This is a genomic window from uncultured Parabacteroides sp., assembly GCF_905196875.1.
Taxonomy (GTDB): domain Bacteria; phylum Bacteroidota; class Bacteroidia; order Bacteroidales; family Tannerellaceae; genus Parabacteroides.
The window spans coordinates 21,193-39,891 of sequence record NZ_CAJJWO010000018.1; the positions used below are offsets into that span (position 1 = coordinate 21,193).

The 18,699-nt window shown below is 44.2% G+C and carries 13 protein-coding genes and 1 tRNA gene; 9 read left to right on the forward strand and 5 right to left on the reverse strand.

Features of this window, described 5'->3' with window-relative positions:
* The first annotated feature begins 1 nt into the window (after window position 1).
* The 9 genes from QZ076_RS08440 to QZ076_RS08480 all read left to right on the forward strand — a co-directional run bounded on the left by QZ076_RS08440 (window position 2) and on the right by QZ076_RS08480 (window position 10,356).
* On the forward strand, window positions 2-1,432 hold the full coding sequence (locus QZ076_RS08440; protein ID WP_293712416.1) for a glycoside hydrolase family 30 protein: 1,431 nt from the start codon (window positions 2-4) through the stop codon (window positions 1,430-1,432).
* A 393-nt stretch (window positions 1,433-1,825) separates the two neighbouring features.
* Complete coding sequence (locus QZ076_RS08445; RefSeq protein WP_028728476.1) at window positions 1,826-2,095, forward strand: co-chaperone GroES; 270 nt, start codon at window positions 1,826-1,828, stop codon at window positions 2,093-2,095.
* 33 nt (window positions 2,096-2,128) lie between these two features.
* Window positions 2,129-3,769, forward strand: a complete 1,641-nt coding sequence (gene groL / locus QZ076_RS08450) for a chaperonin GroEL (protein ID WP_122360914.1) — start codon at window positions 2,129-2,131, stop codon at window positions 3,767-3,769.
* 101 nt (window positions 3,770-3,870) lie between these two features.
* Window positions 3,871-4,773 carry an AraC family transcriptional regulator gene (locus QZ076_RS08455; RefSeq protein ID WP_293712423.1) on the forward strand — a complete coding sequence of 301 codons (903 nt, stop codon included), beginning with the start codon at window positions 3,871-3,873 and terminating at the stop codon, window positions 4,771-4,773.
* A gap of 255 nt (window positions 4,774-5,028) precedes the next feature.
* Entirely contained in the window at window positions 5,029-8,490 is a 3,462-nt protein-coding gene (locus QZ076_RS08460) for a DUF6383 domain-containing protein (RefSeq protein WP_293712426.1), read from the forward strand.
* Between the two features lie 199 nt (window positions 8,491-8,689).
* Window positions 8,690-8,771, forward strand: a tRNA-Leu gene (locus QZ076_RS08465).
* Between the two features lie 81 nt (window positions 8,772-8,852).
* The gene (locus tag QZ076_RS08470) at window positions 8,853-9,404 is read left to right on the forward strand and encodes a sigma-70 family RNA polymerase sigma factor (protein ID WP_293712518.1); all 552 of its coding nucleotides are present in this window, start codon (window positions 8,853-8,855) and stop codon (window positions 9,402-9,404) included.
* 46 nt (window positions 9,405-9,450) lie between these two features.
* On the forward strand, window positions 9,451-9,837 hold the full coding sequence (locus QZ076_RS08475; protein WP_129729278.1) for a hypothetical protein: 387 nt from the start codon (window positions 9,451-9,453) through the stop codon (window positions 9,835-9,837).
* 48 nt (window positions 9,838-9,885) lie between these two features.
* Window positions 9,886-10,356 carry a hypothetical protein gene (locus QZ076_RS08480; RefSeq protein WP_293712430.1) on the forward strand — a complete coding sequence of 157 codons (471 nt, stop codon included), beginning with the start codon at window positions 9,886-9,888 and terminating at the stop codon, window positions 10,354-10,356.
* A gap of 95 nt (window positions 10,357-10,451) precedes the next feature.
* On the opposite strand, the gene mazG is transcribed toward QZ076_RS08480, so the two are convergent.
* The 5 genes from mazG to QZ076_RS08505 all read right to left on the reverse strand — a co-directional run bounded on the left by mazG (window position 10,452) and on the right by QZ076_RS08505 (window position 18,619).
* Window positions 10,452-11,237, reverse strand: coding sequence for a nucleoside triphosphate pyrophosphohydrolase (mazG, locus tag QZ076_RS08485; protein ID WP_293712432.1), 786 nt, complete (start codon window positions 11,235-11,237; stop codon window positions 10,452-10,454).
* A 77-nt stretch (window positions 11,238-11,314) separates the two neighbouring features.
* Window positions 11,315-13,390 carry a cytochrome c biogenesis protein CcdA gene (locus tag QZ076_RS08490; protein WP_293712434.1) on the reverse strand — a complete coding sequence of 692 codons (2,076 nt, stop codon included), beginning with the start codon at window positions 13,388-13,390 and terminating at the stop codon, window positions 11,315-11,317.
* Between the two features lie 23 nt (window positions 13,391-13,413).
* On the reverse strand, window positions 13,414-14,325 hold the full coding sequence (locus tag QZ076_RS08495) for an RluA family pseudouridine synthase (RefSeq protein WP_293712436.1): 912 nt from the start codon (window positions 14,323-14,325) through the stop codon (window positions 13,414-13,416).
* 94 nt (window positions 14,326-14,419) lie between these two features.
* A complete protein-coding gene (locus QZ076_RS08500) occupies window positions 14,420-15,760 on the reverse strand; it encodes an SWIM zinc finger family protein (protein WP_293712438.1) in 1,341 nt (446 codons plus the stop codon).
* 15 nt (window positions 15,761-15,775) lie between these two features.
* A complete protein-coding gene (locus tag QZ076_RS08505; protein ID WP_293712441.1) occupies window positions 15,776-18,619 on the reverse strand; it encodes a DUF6493 family protein in 2,844 nt (947 codons plus the stop codon).
* Window positions 18,620-18,699 lie beyond the last annotated feature (80 nt).

An 18,699-nucleotide genomic window follows, 5' to 3' on the forward strand; every position in this document is an offset into this window, starting at 1 on the left:
TATGAAGACATCTTGTTTAATTTTCGCAATTACTTTATTCATTTCTTCCTGCTCTTTCCAACCAAGAGCTTCCTGGGTGACAACCACTGAAAGCGAACCGTGGCAGGAACAATCCGACCTCGTTTCTGCTTCTCCCGATACCATTCCTGAGATCGACGCAATAATCCATACCCGTAAGAAACAACAGAAGATAGACGGCTTCGGCGCCTGTTTCAACGAACTGGGCTGGATCTCTTTGAGCAAACTCGACCCAATCGTAAGGGAAGAAATCATGGAAGAGCTCTTTTTCCCCGAGATAGGAGCGAACCTCACCATCTGCCGTATGCCGGTAGGAGCCAACGACTTCTCCCGCGACTGGTATTCCTATAATGAGACGGATGGCGACTTCGAAATGAAGTATTTCACCATTGCCAACGACCAGCAAACGTTGATCCCGTTTATCAAGAGTGCGCAGAAATACAATTCAGACCTGCGTATCTGGGCTTCCCCCTGGTGCCCGCCATCCTGGATGAAATACAATAAACATTACGCCTCTGCCTATACCGGCGAGAACTTTAACGAGAAATACCGCAACGGGCTCCCGGCCGATAAAGTCGGTTACGAAGGTACGGATATGTTTATCCAGGACTCTCTCTACCTGCAAGCCTACGCCTTGTATTTCTCTAAATTCATCGAAGCCTACCGCGAACAAGGTATCGACATCTTTGCCGTTATGCCGCAGAACGAATTTAACTCGGCACAAATATTTCCCAGCTGTTGCTGGACGTCTGCCTCTTTGGCAAACTTTATCGGCCGTTATCTCGGCCCGGCGATGAAAGAGCAGGACGTAAAAGTAATGTTCGGAACAATGGAACGTGCCAACGAAGCCCTGGTCGATACCATCCTGACCGATCCGGCAAGCAGCAAGTATATCAGCGGTGTCGGTTTTCAATGGGCAGGGAAAGGTGCAATCAAAGGTATACACGAACGTTATCCCGATATGAAGCTCTACCAGACCGAGCAGGAATGCGGTGATGGGCAAAACGACTGGAGCGGAGCCGTCTATTCCTGGAACCTGATGCGTCATTACCTCGATAACGGAGCTTCGGCTTATATGTATTGGAATATTTCGCTGGATAAAGGCGGTATCAGTCGGTGGGGATGGGCGCAAAACTCTCTGGTGGTTGTCGATCCCGATACGAAGACTTTCCGCTTCACTCCCGAATATTATGTCATGAAACACCTGAGCCACTACGTACAGCCCGGCGCTCGTAAACTCGAAACTTCCGGTCTTTTCGCTAACCTTCTGGCCTTTATCAACCCCGATAAAAGCATCGTAGTCGCTTTGGCTAACGAAGGAAACGACGACCGGCAGGTGTCTGTCGAAATAGATGGCCGCGTGTATCAACCTGTATTACCGGCACATTCCATTTCCACTCTCCTGATAGACTAACCGGTAGCCTACTATATATTAATGTAAGGGACGTTAGAAACTAATTCTTTCCTCCCTTATTTTTTTGCTTTTGAGCATGGTCGAAATCAATTTTGAGCTAGCTCAAAATTAAATTGAGGCATGCCCAAAAGAATAAAAATATAGCACTTAACAGTTAAAAGATAGTGACCTATGAACTACTTTACAGGCACTTTTGTTCTAGTCGGGAAGCTGGTAAGGCGGAAAGGATAGTCATCCTGTCAGTCGTGTCGGCACGATAAACTGTCGGGTTATGCAAATTTGTCAGTCTTTTTCCTGCCAATTGTTTTGGCACAGATTTCGCATAGGAGTAAACGTGAATTAGAAATACACATATTATACATAATATTATTAACATTAAAAATATATCGAAAGATGAACATTAGACCATTAGCAGACAGAGTGCTTATCAAGCCCGCTGCAGCAGAAGAAAAGACACTTGGCGGAATCATTATCCCGGATTCAGCAAAAGAAAAACCTTTAAAAGGTGAAGTTGTTGCCGTAGGTAACGGAACAAAAGATGAAGAAATGGTTGTTAAAGCAGGCGATACTGTACTGTACGGAAAGTATGCAGGAACAGAAATCGAACTGGATGGTGAGAAATATCTTATCATGCGTCAGTCTGATATCTTAGCTATTATCTAATTCATTAACGGACAATAAAAAAGTAATATAATCATGGCAAAAGAAATTAAGTACGATATGGATGCCCGCGACCTTTTGAAGAAAGGTGTGGACGAACTGGCAAACGCAGTAAAAGTAACATTAGGCCCGAAAGGCCGTAACGTGATCATCGAAAAGAAATTCGGTGCTCCTCACATCACAAAAGACGGTGTAACGGTTGCTAAAGAAGTGGAACTGGCTTGCCCGTTCGAAAACATGGGTGCACAGTTGGTGAAGGAAGTAGCTTCCAAAACTAACGACAACGCTGGTGACGGTACGACTACTGCTACTGTATTGGCACAGTCTATCATCGGTGTAGGTTTGAAGAACGTTACAGCAGGTGCTAACCCGATGGACCTGAAACGCGGTATCGACAAAGCCGTTGCCAAAGTGGTTGAAAAGATCGCTGACCAGGCTGAAGAAGTAGGCGACCAGTTCGAAAAGATCGAACACGTAGCTAAGATCTCTGCCAACGGTGACGAAACAATCGGTAAACTGATTGCTGAAGCTATGCAGAAAGTGAAGAAAGAAGGCGTTATCACAGTGGAAGAAGCAAAAGGTACTGAAACTACAGTTGACGTAGTAGAAGGTATGCAGTTCGACCGTGGTTACATCTCTCCGTACTTCGTAACAAATACGGAAAAGATGGAATGCGAGATGGAAAATCCGTATATCCTGATCTACGATAAGAAGATCTCTGTACTGAAAGACCTGCTTCCTATCCTGGAACCGGCTGTTCAGAGCGGTCGTCCTCTGTTGATCATTGCAGAAGATATCGACAGCGAAGCGTTGGCTACATTGGTTGTAAACCGTCTGCGTGGTTCTTTGAAGATCTGTGCTGTAAAGGCTCCGGGCTTCGGCGACCGTCGTAAAGCTATGTTGGAAGATATCGCTGTATTGACAGGCGGTGTTGTTATCTCTGAAGAAAAAGGCTTGAAGTTGGAAGGCGCTACAATGGATATGTTGGGTACTGCCGAAAAGATCACTGTAGACAAAGATACTACTATCATTGTGAACGGTGCAGGCGACAAAGCTGCTATCCAGGCTCGTATCGGTCAGATCAAGACTCAGATCGAAAACACTACTTCTGATTACGATAAAGAAAAACTGCAGGAACGTCTGGCTAAGATGGCAGGTGGTGTAGCTGTTCTTTACGTAGGTGCTCCTTCTGAAGTGGAAATGAAAGAAAAGAAAGACCGTGTGGACGACGCTTTGCATGCAACCCGTGCAGCTATCGAAGAAGGTACAGTTCCTGGTGGTGGTGTAGCTTACATCCGTGCTATCGAAGCATTGGAAGGCATGAAGGGCGAAAACGAAGACGAAACAACTGGTATCGAAATCGTTAAACGCGCTATCGAAGAACCGTTGCGTCAGATCGTTGCCAACGCAGGTAAGGAAGGTGCCGTTATCGTTCAGAAAGTGAAAGAAGGTAAAGGCGACTTCGGTTACAATGCCCGTACGGACAAATATGAAAACCTGTGCGCTGTCGGTGTAATCGACCCGGCTAAGGTAACTCGCGTTGCTTTGGAAAATGCTGCCTCTATCGCTGGTATGTTCCTGACAACAGAATGCGTAATCGCTGAAAAGAAAGAAGAAGGTCCTGCTATGCCGCCGATGAACCCGGGTATGGGTGGCGGAATGGGTGGAATGATGTAATTCTTTCTCCTGAAAATAAAACACGAAACGGCTGCTTCCGAAAAAGGAAGTGGCCGTTTTTTTATTATATTTGTCACGGTTTACATATATAATAATGTATAGTGATAAAGATTAAAGAAGGATTTAAGGGAGAGCGTTTTGTCTCTTTGCCGGACGAATTGCTGAACGCTTATAGCCGCGAGCCGCTTATCGGAAATCTGTATGTCCGTAAGATCGGTTTCTTTCCCAGGGTAAAGTACCATTATGTACAAAAAGACCAGGGATGCAGCTATGCCATGCTTATCTATTGTATAGAAGGGGAGGGTTGGTATACGATTAACGGTAAGACTTATCCGGTGAAACAGAACCAGTACATTATTATACCTCCGAATGTTTCCTATTCTTTCGGTGCTTCCGAACACGATCCCTGGACTATTTACTGGGTTCATTTCATGGGAAAACTCAGCGGGGAGTTTCTGCCCTCTACTGCGGTGCCGGGAACAATCCTGCCGGGAGAGTATTCACGCCTGCAGGACAGGATACAATTATTCGAGGAGATATACAGCTGTTTTTCGATGGGATATATTAAAGAGTATATGGTTTACTCATCGATGTGCCTGTATATGTTCCTCACCTCTTTCTTGTATCTGGAACAGTATCGGTATATTAATTTGCCTAATCATAAGGAATACTCTTTTGCTTCCCGTGTGATCCATTATATGAGCGAGCGTATGGAACATAACCTCACTTTAGAGCAGTTGGCAGCCTATTTCAAGTATTCACCTTCTCATTTTTCGATGCTTTTCCAGAAAGAGACGGGCGTATCGCCCATCAGTTATTTTATCCGGCTGAAGATACAGAAGGCCTGTCAGTATATCGTATTGACTAATCTGAAACTGAACGAGATATCTACAAAGCTGGGTTTTGAAGAGCCGGCTTATTTTTCGCGCACCTTTACAAAAGTAATGGGTATTTCTCCTTCCGATTACCGAAAGAAAGAGTCGGAGCATGGCAGAACACAATGAGGCTGATTTACTATGTCCTTAAAACCGCATTATTTGTACGATTTAATCCAAGAATCGGATAAGAAAGCATGGTTAAAGGGAAAAAAATATAACAAAAAAATAGTGCAACTGAAAAAGATATGTATCTTTGCAATACGATTTAGGTGCGAAGTATGCACAGATTAGAATGATAGAGATAAATCGTTAGAGCTTTATTTTATAGCAGCATAATATTATTTGAACTTTATATTTTATTACTAATTAAATTATTTGATTATGAACAAAAAGTTTTCTACTCTTCTTGTCGGCGCCCTGCTGACAACAAGTCTCGGAGCTTTCGCGCAAGGTACTACAACTGTGCATACCAATACAAATGAGATTGGTCACGGTATTACTCTTCGCCCAACTGCAACAGCTAGCGCTACTATCGGTGCTGGTGTCAATCATTTTGATGCAGACAAATTGTATCAATTGGCAGACGCAGATGGAAAAGTATTGATCCAGACTCGTAATTATCAAACAGGTGAATTGAATTTGAAGTTGGTGCCGGTAGCTAATGCTCCTATCAATGCTTCTTTGTGGTCTATCAAAGTAACCAGCGACAACGTAAGTGGTGTCAGCTATACGATGACCAATAAGGAAACAAACCTGGAGTTGGTTTACGCACATGTTAATGCAACTAAGTTCGATGCGCCGACAGTTACTTCAACCGGTTATTCAACTACTTTCTCTATCCTGGAAGGATGTTTGACTAACTGGACTTGGTATTCTACGATTTCTCAGAATACTGATTTTGATTTCAAGCCTATTTATTCTTATTTTGCAAATCGTGACTCGGTTGTTGTTCTGCAGAAGAATGTAAATAACGAGATCATTGCTGCAAAATATTCACACGTAGAAGCCGAAACGAATGTTCAGGCTATTACAGATGCTGTGAAATTGAAACCGGTTCTGGCTGGTGGTATTATCCTGACTGCCGATGACCTGAACAGAATGGTTGACTTCCAGTATGATGGTACATTCGGTATCGTTTCTGCCGTAGCTCCTAACACAGAAAGTCCGTTGCTGACAGAAAAGTTCACTGCTGTAGAACTTAATGACACAGACTTCCCTGTTGTTGCAGCTGCAACAGCTGGTGACGGAACTATTAGAAAGCAGCTGGGGCTTAGCGATGTTCCTGGTCCAGGTGCTTTAGTAGCGGAAGAATTCGTATATTTAAAGAATGCAAAGGGTGAAGTTCTGTCTGTTGGTACAGAATTCTATTCAAGCTTGAGTAAGGAACTGCCTTTGGTTCTGTTGGAAGATGCTCCTACAAGAGTTGCTATTCCTGATGGAACAAACTTGACAGCAGCTACTTGGGAAGCTCGCAGCTTGTTTAGATTTACTTACTATCCTTCAAATGATAGTTTGTTTATCGAGCCGATGAATGCTTTGCCGAAGAATCCAGCAAGTAGCTTATGGCAGAATTCGGATATCGCGTTCAACTCTGTTTATAACGATTTGACGAAACTTCATACTAGCCCTGCTACAGTAGGTGCAGGCCTTCATACTGCAGAAAATGGCCAAGTAGCAGTTCGTATCGCTTATTTGACAGAAGGTAAAGCAGTTATCACTGCTAAGAACACTGAAACAGATGGTGGTATCGAACTTCCGGGTTCTCTTCAGACTAAGTTTACTTTCAAAGACAGAAACTTCGATTATTTGGTTCGTGCTAACGTGCCTCAGGGATTATATTTCTTGAAAGATGTAGCTACCGGTAAGAATGTGGTTGACAACTTTATCGGTCGTCTGATGCTGGATGCTGCTACAACTGCTCAGGATTACAATGATATGCCGGCTACTATGTGGGTTGTTAAGACTACTGGTTGCGGTGCTGTTCCTACAGTTGCTGTTTACAACCGTGAATATGCAGACGAAGTATTCGAAGGTCAGCTTTATCAGGATAAGACAGGTGTTTACTTCATCAATCAGGATTTCAACAATTTCAGATGGAAAGAACTTCAGCACGAAGATACTTATACATTCACTGCTGTAGAAGATAATGAAGCTAAAACAAGTCCTCGTCATGGTTACAAGCACTTGAAGACTGAAGATCTGCTTTATACTAAGTATTATCTGAACTATAACCTGTTCGCAAATCAGGATCTTTATCTGAATGTGACTGAAGATAAGAGCTTTGCTCCGACTCCGGGTCAGTCTACTACTTATGAATTGATCGAAGCGAAAGATGTTCCTGTGGAAGATCAGGTAGCTATCGATGTTCCGTTCGGTTACGGTGCAGAAATCGGTTTGCCACAGTTGGCTAGAACTGCTTATGTGCTGAAAGTAAGCGACAAGAACCTGATCGATAACGATAAAATATATGTATATCTGGTAAGCCCGCAGGGTAAGACTCCTTACTACAAGGCTATGACTAAGGCTCAGGCTGAAGATAATGCTGCCGATAATCCTAAACTGGGTGTATTCTATCTGAAAGCTGACCAGGTGAAGGGTGACGAAATCTGCTATGTATTGGTAGATATCAACAGTGGTGCAGTTCTTGAATCTGATAATGGTTGGATGCAGGCACATTGCGAAGACGGTGTTGGCGAAATGAGCTACCTGCCTTTGAACAACGTAGCTACTGAAAGAGCAACTGCATTTGCAGTTATCACTGACAACCGTCCGTTGTATATGGATCTGGGTGAAATCGGTAAGACTATCAATATGTTCCGTGCAAGAGGTACAGGTTCTGAATACCTGTTCGAAGACGCTAACAACCAGAGCGGAGCTCCGCAGGTAGTGAAAGACTTCGGTTACCTGGGCGTGACAGCTGAAAAGATCCAGCCGATAGGTAAGGAAAGCACAAAAGCTTTGTATGCAGACTATGTAGTAAGCTCTTCTGACCGTATGCCTCAGTATCTGTTCGTTGTACGTCCGGATTCTGTAAAAGACGGCAAATGGTGTGACGCTCACGGTTACAACCCGAATTGCGAGCACGAAGTGGATTACAACGGTTACCTGGCCGGTAGCTTCCTGATCAACCTGACAGACTCTGTTCAGGGTAGCACGAACATGTTGAACAATCCTGACGTTTACAAATGGCAGTCTTACACTCGCCTTGGTTTCGTAGAAGGTGTTCACCAGGTAGATGCAACAGGCGAATACCTGTATATCCTGAAGAACGGTAAGAAATTGGCAGACCTGAGAACTAAAGACGGCGTTCTTGATCCTCGCGACCTGTACAACGAAGCTATCTTCGAAAAGAAACCGGTAGACGGCTTACATAAGAACTATGCATTCTCTCTGCGTTACACAGACGACGATCATAAAGACTTCTTACTGGAATCTAATCTGGATGGTGTATCTCACGTTGCTTCCTTCAAGGGTGCATGGGTGAAAATCCACAATGGCGTACCTGTATTGGCAGAATACACTGTAGATAACGGTAACCACGCAGATGACGATCAGAAGATGCAGGAATTGATCAACCAGGCTCAGATTTTCAACCTGGAAGATACTAGCGACTTCGCAACTTCTAACGAAGGTGTTTCTACATCAACTGTTAATGTAATTGCAGGTGAAGGTCAGATCACTATCCAGAATGCTGCTGGTAAAACAGTAACTGTAAGCAACATTCTTGGTCAGACTGTAACTGTTCAGACTATTAACTCTGACAACGTAACATTCTCTGCTCCTGCAGGTATCGTGGTTGTTGCTGTTGACGGTGAAAGCGCAGTGAAAGCTGTCGTTAAGTAAATAAGGCACTCCTGGTAAACCGTTAGGTTGACAGGTTACATACAACAAAGCCCCGCTGGTTATCCGGCGGGGCTTTATTTCTTTTGAACGTTTGTGGCGATTAATCATAAAAATATCTGTCATATATTTTGTAATATCAAAATAATCGCTACCTTTGCACCGCAATCATGAGAGATTGCTTACCTGAAAGTAATGAAATGCCCAGGTGGCGGAATTGGTAGACGCGCACGTTTCAGGTGCGTGTGTCGCGAGGCGTGCAGGTTCGAGTCCTGTTCTGGGCACTTCCGAAAGCGGACAACTGTAAAGTTGCCCGCTTTTTTTATATCCGTATTTTTTTATATATTTACGCCAAAATGGAGAGGATGCAGCAGTATACAGAAGATGAATTAGTAGAACAGCTACGAGATCCGGCCAGGCAAAGGGAGGCTTTTGCCCGGGTGGTAAATCTTTATGGGGAAAAGTTGTACTGGCAAATACGTAAGATGGTTTTGAGCCATGATGATGCAAATGATCTTTTGCAGAACACATTCCTGAAGGCCTGGACAAATATCGATTATTTCCGGGGGGAAGCAAAATTATCTACCTGGCTGTATAAGATTGCTATCAATGAATGTATCACCTTTTTGAACCGGCAGCGGAATATGAATAACGTGTCGATCGACGATACGGATGTTTTCCTGCTGGAACGTCTGAAAGGGGATGAGTATTTTGACGGTGATGAAGCGCAGATGAAATTACAGAATGCTATCCTGACTTTGCCCGAGAAGCAACGTTTAGTGTTTACCATGAAATACTTTGACGAGATGAAGTATGAAGATATGTCGGAGATGTTGGGGACTTCCGTGGGAGCCTTGAAAGCCTCTTATCATCATGCCGTAAAAAAAGTAGAGGAGTTTTTAACAAAAGACATTTAAACCTTTTGGACGAACGCTCGTCAAAAGAATATTAAAACGTAGGAGTATGGAAAAAGAACAAAATAATCTGGATCGTTTTAAAGGAAAGAATCCTTTTACCGTGCCTGATGGGTATATGGAGGATTTGACGGCTAATATAATGAGCCGGTTACCTGAGAAACCGCAAGTAGAGGTGAAAAAAATCTCTATGATGGATCGTATGCGTCCGTGGTTGTATATGGCAGCTGTATTTGCCGGACTGGGACTGTTCTTTAAAGCTATTGTCGGTATCGATGGTGATCAGAGTAAGACGGATACATTATTAGTTCAGTCTAATGACGCTTCTGCTACGATATCTGCTATACAGGATGCTGAGAATGAAGAATATCTGGAGTATCTGGAGGCACAGTACACGGATTATCTTTTAGCAGAAGAATTGGGCAATTATGAATAATTTGATGAAAAAAAGAAGTTATTAGCATATTTTTGTAATAATACTTGTATGAATAAAATATTTTTTATTACATTTGTGGCGATTTCAGTTTTATTCTCTTCGAAAGTGTTGGCGCAGGGAGATAAAGAACATCGACATTTTGACAAAGAAGCCTATCAGGCAAAGAGAAGTGCTTTTATTACGGCAGAAGTAGGTCTTACACCGGAAGAAGCGGCAGCTTTTATTCCGTTATGTAACGAGTTACAGCAGAAGATGTTCGAAGTTGGCCGTGAATGCCGTAAGTTGGCGAAGGAGGTGAGGCATAAAAAGAATCCGACAGACTCTGATTATTCTAAGGTTAACGATGAATGTCTCGGGGTAAAGATGAAGGAGGCTGCTTTAGAAAAAGAATATTACGAGAAATTCAAAAAAATATTATCGCCTGAGAAACTTTATAAATACCGGCGGGCAGAATATAAGTTTGCACGGAGTTTTATGAAAGGGCCGGACGATAAGAAAGATGGAAACAAGAAAAAATAAAATATTATCATTATTTGTGTTTTTTGTTTAGATTTAGTTTTGGCGTTTAAGTTAAGGGAGGGGTGGCGACGTGATGTCGGTTCCCCTTTTGTTTTTTATAACCCTTTCGATTTAGCTTCGTCCCAGATCTTATCCATTTCTTCCAGTGACATTTCTTTTAAAGAACGTCCTTCCTTAATGGTATGGTCTTCCAGGTAATTGAAGCGACGGATGAATTTCTGGTTCGTACGTTCTAGTGCATTATCCGGATTGATCTTGTATAAGCGGGCGGCATTGATCAGGCTGAAGAACAAGTCGCCGAATTCGCCTTCCATTTTGTCGGCGTCCATCTTGTTTATTTCCTCTTTCAGTTCGGTAAACTCTTCATGTACTTTATCCCATACCTGATCGCGCTGTTCCCAGTCGAAACCGACGTTGCGAGCCTTATCCTGGATACGGTGAGCTTTAACCACGGACGGGAGAGAGGAGGGGACACCTTCCAATACGGTTTTGTTTCCACCTTTTTCTTTTAGTTTTATTTGTTCCCAGCTCTGTTCTACTTTCTGGGCTGTATCGGCAGAGGCATCGCCGAATACGTGAGGGTGACGAAATATCAGCTTTTGGCAGAGGCTGTCGCATACATCTTTAATGTCGAAGGCTTCTTTTTCTTCGCCTATTTTAGCATAGAAGACGATATGCAGGAGCAGGTCGCCCAACTCTTTTTTGATGTTGTTGTTATCGTCTTTCATGATTGCGTCGCACAGTTCGTAAGTTTCTTCGATCGTGTTGGTGCGCAGGCTCTCATTTGTTTGCTTTCTGTCCCAGGGACATTTTACCCGGAGTTCATCCAGGATGTCGAGCAGCTGCCCGAAGGCTTCCATCTTTTCTTGTTTCGTTGACATATTATCAGGGCGGATAGACCACGCCAGGGTTTATAGTTATAAAAAAGGGGTAGGCAAAACCTACCCCCTATGGTGTTTTATTTACTTTGCTCTTTAAATGTCTTTAATCCGTTTTCAAGGAATTGTACATATTTCGATACATCTTCGTTGAAAGCATAAGACGGACCGAGCGGTTTGCCTTCGTCGTTCAATAGGATGTAGAACGGTTGGGCGTTAGCACCGAATTTGCTTCGTTGCAGATAGCTCCATTTGTCACCGATCGTTTTCAGCTTACGCACTTTGCCGTGTTCTTCGATCTCGATCGGATGAGGCAGTTTCGTTTTATCATCCACCATCAGGGTGATCAGGACGTAATCTTTTTCAAGTAACTGTTTTACTTTCGGATCTGTCCATACGGAAGCTTCCATTTTACGGCAGTTTACACAACCGAAACCGGAGAAGTCGATCATCACCGGCTTATTTACCCGTTTAGCATAAGCCATACCGCTTTCGTAATCGTCGAAGGCCGCATGTACTTCATCGTCATACAGGCTGAAATCCTGTGTATATAAAGGAGGAGCGAAAGCACTGATTGATTTCAGAGGTGCACCCCATAGTCCCGGAACCATATAAACGGCAAAGCCGAACGAAATGATTGCCATGAACAGGCGCGGTACGGAAACATATTTCACGTCGCTGTCGTGGCTGAACTTGATCTTTCCTAAAAGGTAGAAGCCTAATAGAACGAATATCACGATCCATAATACGATAAATACTTCACGATCCAGCAGGCGCCAGCCGTAAGCTAGGTCGGCAACAGAAAGGAACTTCAAAGCCAAAGCCAATTCCAGGAAGCCTAATACTACCTTTACGGAGTTCAGCCAACCACCTGATTTAGGCATGCTTTGCAGCATATTCGGGAAGATGGCGAACAAACTGAACGGGATGGATAATGCCAAGGCAAATCCGAACATTCCGATAGCCGGGCCAACGGCATTCCCCATCGAGGCAGCTTGTACCAATAATGTTCCGATGATCGGGCCGGTACAAGAGAAGGATACCAATACCAACGTAAACGACATAAAGAAGATACTCAATATACCGGTCGTCGAGTCCGCTTTGCTATCCAACTTTGTAGTCCAGGAAGCAGGTAATACCATTTCGAATGCTCCGAAGAACGAGATGGCGAATACAACCAGCAACAGGAAGAATATGATATTAAAGATTGCATTTGTCGATAAGTCGTTGAGTGCGCTGGCCCCGAATATACCGGTGATCAGTAATCCCATAACCAGATAGATAACGATGATAGACAGACCGTAAGTCAATGCATCGCGTATTGCTTTTTTACGATCCTTGGTACGTTTCAGGAAGAAACTTACTGTCATCGGGATCATTGGCCATACACAGGGTGTCAGCAGGGCAATCAATCCACCCAGGAATCCGGCGAAGAAGATAAATAACCAGGAGGTATCTGTGGCAGTAACAGTTGTATCACCGAATGCTTTCAGATTATCGATGACCGGTGTCCAGAGAGCAGCGTCGTCTGTCAGCTCATTGGCAATCTTTGCCGGACTCGAAATTATATTATCGGTCTTTGCTGCCGGGTCAGGAGTCGTAAGCGTTTCTGCTTCTTCCACCACCTGTTCGGTATCCGGCTGAATAGCCGTTACATCCTCTTTGTCGACAGCCGGGGCATCCGACAGTAAGGTTAGCTTTGTGTTCTTTGCGTCGAAAGTAAAGCTTACACGATCAGGCGGTAAACAGGTCTCGTCGTTGCAAGCCATGAATTCAACCTCGCCTTCAATCTTGAATTTCTTAGGATCGGTGATTTTGACTTTTTGAGTGAATGAAACCGTTCCCGGATACCAGCGGAGATCCATCGCGAACAGTTCGTCGTAAACTACAGTCGGTTTAACGGATGAAACCGGTTGTCCGATCAATTCGACCCCTTTTAAGGTTTCGAATGTGAATGAAGTGGAAACCGGTCCTCCCTCAGGCAGATTCATATCGTACAAATGCCATCCCTTCTCGGAAGTGGCGGTAAACACGATTTCTTTTTCGGCAGTTTTAGAGTCCTCCAGTTTGATTTTCCACTTAACAGGCTGATGTATCTGAGCCTGTACAGCCAGTGTTACGAACACCAGCAAAAAGATACTAAAGAGTTTCTTCATACTTGTCTATATTTCTGTCTTAGTTATTTAGCTAATGAAGCGAAAGCATCCGGAATACGTGTTTCAAAACGCATCTCTTCACCTGTCTCCGGATGAATAAAGAAGAGCCGTCGGGCGTGAAGCATCAGCCGTCCGGCGGGATCAGTTTCTGCGCCGTACTTATAATCGCCGGCGATGGGGTGTCCGATAGATTCCATCTGGACACGTATCTGGTTCTTACGGCCTGTCTCCAGGTCGAGTTCCAGTAAAGAGTAATGACCGTTGCTGTGCAGTACATGATAACGGGTGATGGCTTCCTTTCCGTCGCCCTCGGCTGTTACATATACCTGCATTTTGGCATTTTCAACCAGGTTGGAGACGATCAGGTCGGTGTTTTTTTCCGGCCGGCCTTCTACAACGGCAACATACGATCGCTGGGTGATGGCTGAATTCCAGTTAGACTGCAATGCTTTCTGCACACGCTGGTTCTTGGCGAACATCATCAAACCGGATGTATCGCGGTCGAGACGGTGCAGGACAAATATCTTATTTTTGGGATCGCTCTTTTTCACGTAATCGCTAAGCAGATGGTAAGCGGTACGTTCCTTTACACGATCGCTGGAGACGGACATGAGTCCGCTTTTTTTGTTGACCACTATCAGGTCGTCATCTTCCCAGACAATGTGTAGTAAAGGGTTGGTGAACTCCACTTTACCCCGTTCATAACTGATCTCGACTTCGTCTCCCGGCACTAAAGGAGCGTTGAACTGGGAAGTAACCTTCCCGTTTATCAAGATTTGTCCGTGGCCCAATAGCGCTTTAACGGAACTTTTGCTCTGTTGGCTCAGCAATTCGAACAGGAAAGGAAGAAGAGTGTTCTCTTCCTTCACCGATACTTTGCGTCCGCGAGGGGCTTTTTTTAGATTTGTGTCTTTGTAACCTGAGCGTCTTCCCATTTTATTATCATAAATAATTCACAAAGATACTGGCATTTGCGGAATGTTGCAAGTTGTGTTTATATATCTTAGTTATTAATCCATAGGGGATGCTTTATTTTGTGATTTTTTTCACAGCCAGCACATGTTTGCATGGGCCTCTTTCTCCCTGATATTTACTGTACCACTCACAGGTGCAACGTTCATTCCGGTCGTCCAGGATAACGGTGTGTCTGACTCCGCTTCCATCAACGCGCGCCTCGATCCGTTGCGGGGAGTTACTGATGATCTCGACTTTCCCCTCATCAATCAGTTTATCCGCTCCCTTCATACGTGGGTTCAGACTCATGATACGGCTTAATTTGAAAGGAAGGCGGCGGTAAAAGAACTGGTTGTCATCCAGATCGTATCCCAGAAGTCCCATTGCTGCCAGCCGGCCGGTAAGGTTATCCACCCGGTCGAAATCCAGCTGCTCGTTGATGGCAAATAATGTCGGGTTGAAAGCCTGGTTGGCATAAACATATTTGTCAAGTGCGTCTATCCATTCGTCTTCGACTTCATCTATCAATGATTCGAGTGCGGCACCTTCGCCGGAAAAGCCTCTCCATGAGTCGCGGGAAAGCGAGAAGCTGAAACGGATATTTCCGAAATAAAGCTGCCAGGTAGTCGATAGCATCGCTGGGTGAGGAAATATCTTCATCGAGTCGATATAAGGAATAAGCGGTTCAAGCAAACGCAATCGGTGAAGGCCGCCGATACAAATAGCATTTACAGATTTGACAGGAGTAAACATCGGAACGTTCCCTCTGACTGTCAGATAATAATCACTCTTCACTTGTCCTTTGGGGATTCCCCGGAATAGTTGTAAAGTTTGTATCTTGTTAAATGTATAAGCCTCTTCAGCGTTCGACAAATAGATTTGTACGGTACTTAGTCCTTTGATCCATTTGGTTGGTAGCGGTACTTTGCGTTCGGTGACTTTATTCCCTTCCAAATGCAACCCTACTTCTTTCTGTCCGATCGATAGCAGTACTTTCTCGTTTTGCCGGATGCTGCCTAAAGCTGTTAACATCGGTTGGTTAAAGTCAACGTTCGTTGTGCCATTCTCCAGAAACTCGCCGTCTATTCCATCAGGTAAGACATCGATACGGGCATAAACTCCCGCACAATGGGAAAATCCTTCAAACCGTATCCGCCCGTTTCCGGCTGTCACGATCGGATCTTTCAGCAGGGATAGCTGGAATGTCGACATGTTGAAACTCGACTTGACAATGTTTGACAACGCTATCAGACAACGAGCCATGATAAACGGGTTGGCAATATTTCCCCAAAAGAAACACGGTGCATCCGTGTTTTTCTGTATCTCACTGTATTTGGATAAGAACAGTTCTTCTTCATTTCCATGCCTGACGAGTCCGGAAGGACGGGCATAGGTGTAAGTAAGCAGATCTTCCATTTTTTATCTTTGCTTTTATTGGTTACCGATCAGTTGTTTGGCTATCTTTTTCAGGTTGCCTTCTTTTTCCCAGTCACCCAGGCGGGCAATCATCTCTGTCCGGGGTTTTTGTTTGCACTGCACCAACAGTTCATTGTATATTTCCAAGAGCTTCTTCAGGTTCTTTATCGGCTTTACCTGTAATTGCAGGCACATAGCTTCGACTGTTTCCAGCAGGGCTTTGCTATGCAACGGACTGACTCCTGTCAGGCTTTCCGACATCAGGTCGGTCAGTCGTTTGAGCGGGCAGAGTTCAAGACGTTCAATCTTCCCGAGTGCTATACCTAGCCGTTCGTTGTCAATCGTTTCCGATGCCACCCGGTCGATCCATATCTGACTGGCATAGTTGCGAACAGTCTTGTCCGGAGCCAATAAGCAGATGGCAAGGAATAAATAATGCATCTCTCTGAAAGGAGTGGCAATCTGCTGCATGAATGTGATGGCTGTTGTTATCTGAGTCTGCTCGGCTACTTCCCAGCTGCATCCGTAATAGATATTTTCGAAAACGATTCTGCCATAAAAGTTGTCCGGCATATTAGGAAATGCAGTCAGCAGATATTGAATATTGTTTTCGTTAATACCGCCTTGGTACCCTTCTTTCTTTTTCAGGGTATATTCCAGAAATAGAGGAGTGTGACTGTTTTCCCTGTTTTCATAATCAGGAGTGAGCCAATGCAGATCCGGTGTGGTTGCCGGATACCGGTCGTAATCTTTCTTTTCCCGGTTGTAATTGCCATAAGCCATATATTCTCGCATATAAGACTCCCAGGAATGATTGCCGAAAAGGTAAGCTTCTGGTATTTCGTTATATTCGAAAGAAGAAAATTCAGGAAAACGACATTCGGGCGAGCGGGTTATTCCGGCAATCATCCACCAGGCTGGATGTAGAAATTCGCCTTTCGGGGATTTGTTTACTCCCAGCAGGAATAGGAGCAAATCTTTGTATTCCCCTGATAATTTTTCCTGAGCCAACCGGGTGGCTTCGGAAAGATTTTCCGGCGCACAACGTTGTAGTGCCAGTTGCATATCCATTTCTTCCGGTTCTTCTTTCAGTTGCTGATATATAGAGAGTCTTTCCACGAACGTAGCCGGATCGATCCAAGCAGGGCTATGTGTCGGAGTTGATAGCAAAGGCAATTGCTTTCGTGTCTTCATTTTCTTCAGAGTGAAGCCGGCAATCCCGTAGAAACCTTGGAAACAAGTAGAAATAGATAGTTTGTCGAAGTCAACAAGCCGGCGGGAATAGTATTTGCTATTCTTATCCCTCTGAATATCGTTTTCGATTGCTTTCGTACGTATCTTTTCTATTTTGGAAAGCTTTGCAGGGTATTGCTTCATCAGCAGATTGCCGTAAGCAACAACCATATAGCAGGGAAGACCATCTATTGCAGGAGTGTCCCATTGACTTATGATTTTGTAGGCTTTTTGGAAAACCGGCTCTAAAAGGATCAAAGAGTCTTCATCCACCTGGTTGCCCCAGGCGATCAGGTTGTTTGCCAGCAAGTCGAAGTAATAAGTCTCTGGTTGGTCGAGTGCCTGTGAAAGGAAAAAAGCGAAGTCTTCAAACGAGTTGATTGAAGGGATTCGGTTGTCTTCCCGTAGCAAGGTCGCGGGTTCGGTTATTTCCGGATAATCCGGCAGAACGTCTGCACTTTCTTTGTTCTTCTCCAGATAGTCGGTCAATATCGGTTGCACGCTCATTAACAGATTCTCGGAGAAGGCGGCCAGCGCTTCGTTTATCTCCGTTCCGGGAGTCGCATAACGGGAAATCAACTCGGCCGTTTTCTTTTGGATCGCCTCATCTTTGGATAGAAAAGCAGTACAAAGGCTAATGCAGATCTCCTGACTGTTCTCCGGTTTCTTCTTCAATATGTTTTCGATAATAACCAGTGTTGTAGCAATGATCGATTTAACTTCCGAACTAAACAGGATCGGAAGATAGGGTAGGAACTCGTTAGTTTGGAATCGTTCTTCGATACAAAGTTTTTTGAATAAGTTCAAAGTTGTATTGACAGGCTTTGACTGTACACAATTTAGTGTGGCGAACAATTCGTCCTGCATCTCCAGCAACTCTCCAGCCGTAGGTTTCAGAGCTATAAACAATGCGGAGAACCAGCCGGTCAGTATTTTATTGTAGTTTCTGTTAGCTGTCAGCAGACATTCTTTCAGTACTCTCATCCGGTTGAGCCGACCGTTTGCTGTATAATGGATAAAGACTTTAATCCAGTTCCCTTCATTATTCTTTATCTCCTTCTGATTCAGATACCACCTGTCGGCCCAGTCGATGTTCGACGGGTATTCGAAGAGATACCAGATATGTTCATTCAGGGTAACCGGATATTTCTCGATCCGTTCCGGTTCGTATATTTTGCTGTTTCTCTTATCTTCTTTGAAAATGACATTCGGCAATACGGCTACGATCCGTTCGGCTGTCGGCGTGATATACCCTTTTTCCGTCCAGTCCATGAGGGTCAGATAACTTTTCCTGTTGAATTCGTTTTCACTATTTATATAGTTGGAAAGCCATGCCGGACAATACCAGGGGAGAATCTTTTCAAGTTCTTCCTCCGGTGGGAAGTTCCACCAGCGTAATGTCTTTATTTCCGCTTCTGTGAAGCATACAAAAGCGGAAACCCTTAAAATATATATTTTCTCTTCTCCCTGGAATCCTTGTCTGATGTCCCATTCTTCAAATCTTTTTAACTCCTTTTTGAGGAAAGGCACAAGTTCCCGTCGCTCTTTCTGTTCCAACTTTTGAAGGAAAGGGATGACTGCATCCTTATCGGCACGGTTATACAGGTCGGTAAATAGTTCTGTCATAATTGTTTATTAATGTAATTCCGTTAATGTCTCTTTTATGTTTGCGGACATAAATGCTGCAAGATAAGCAATATTCAAGA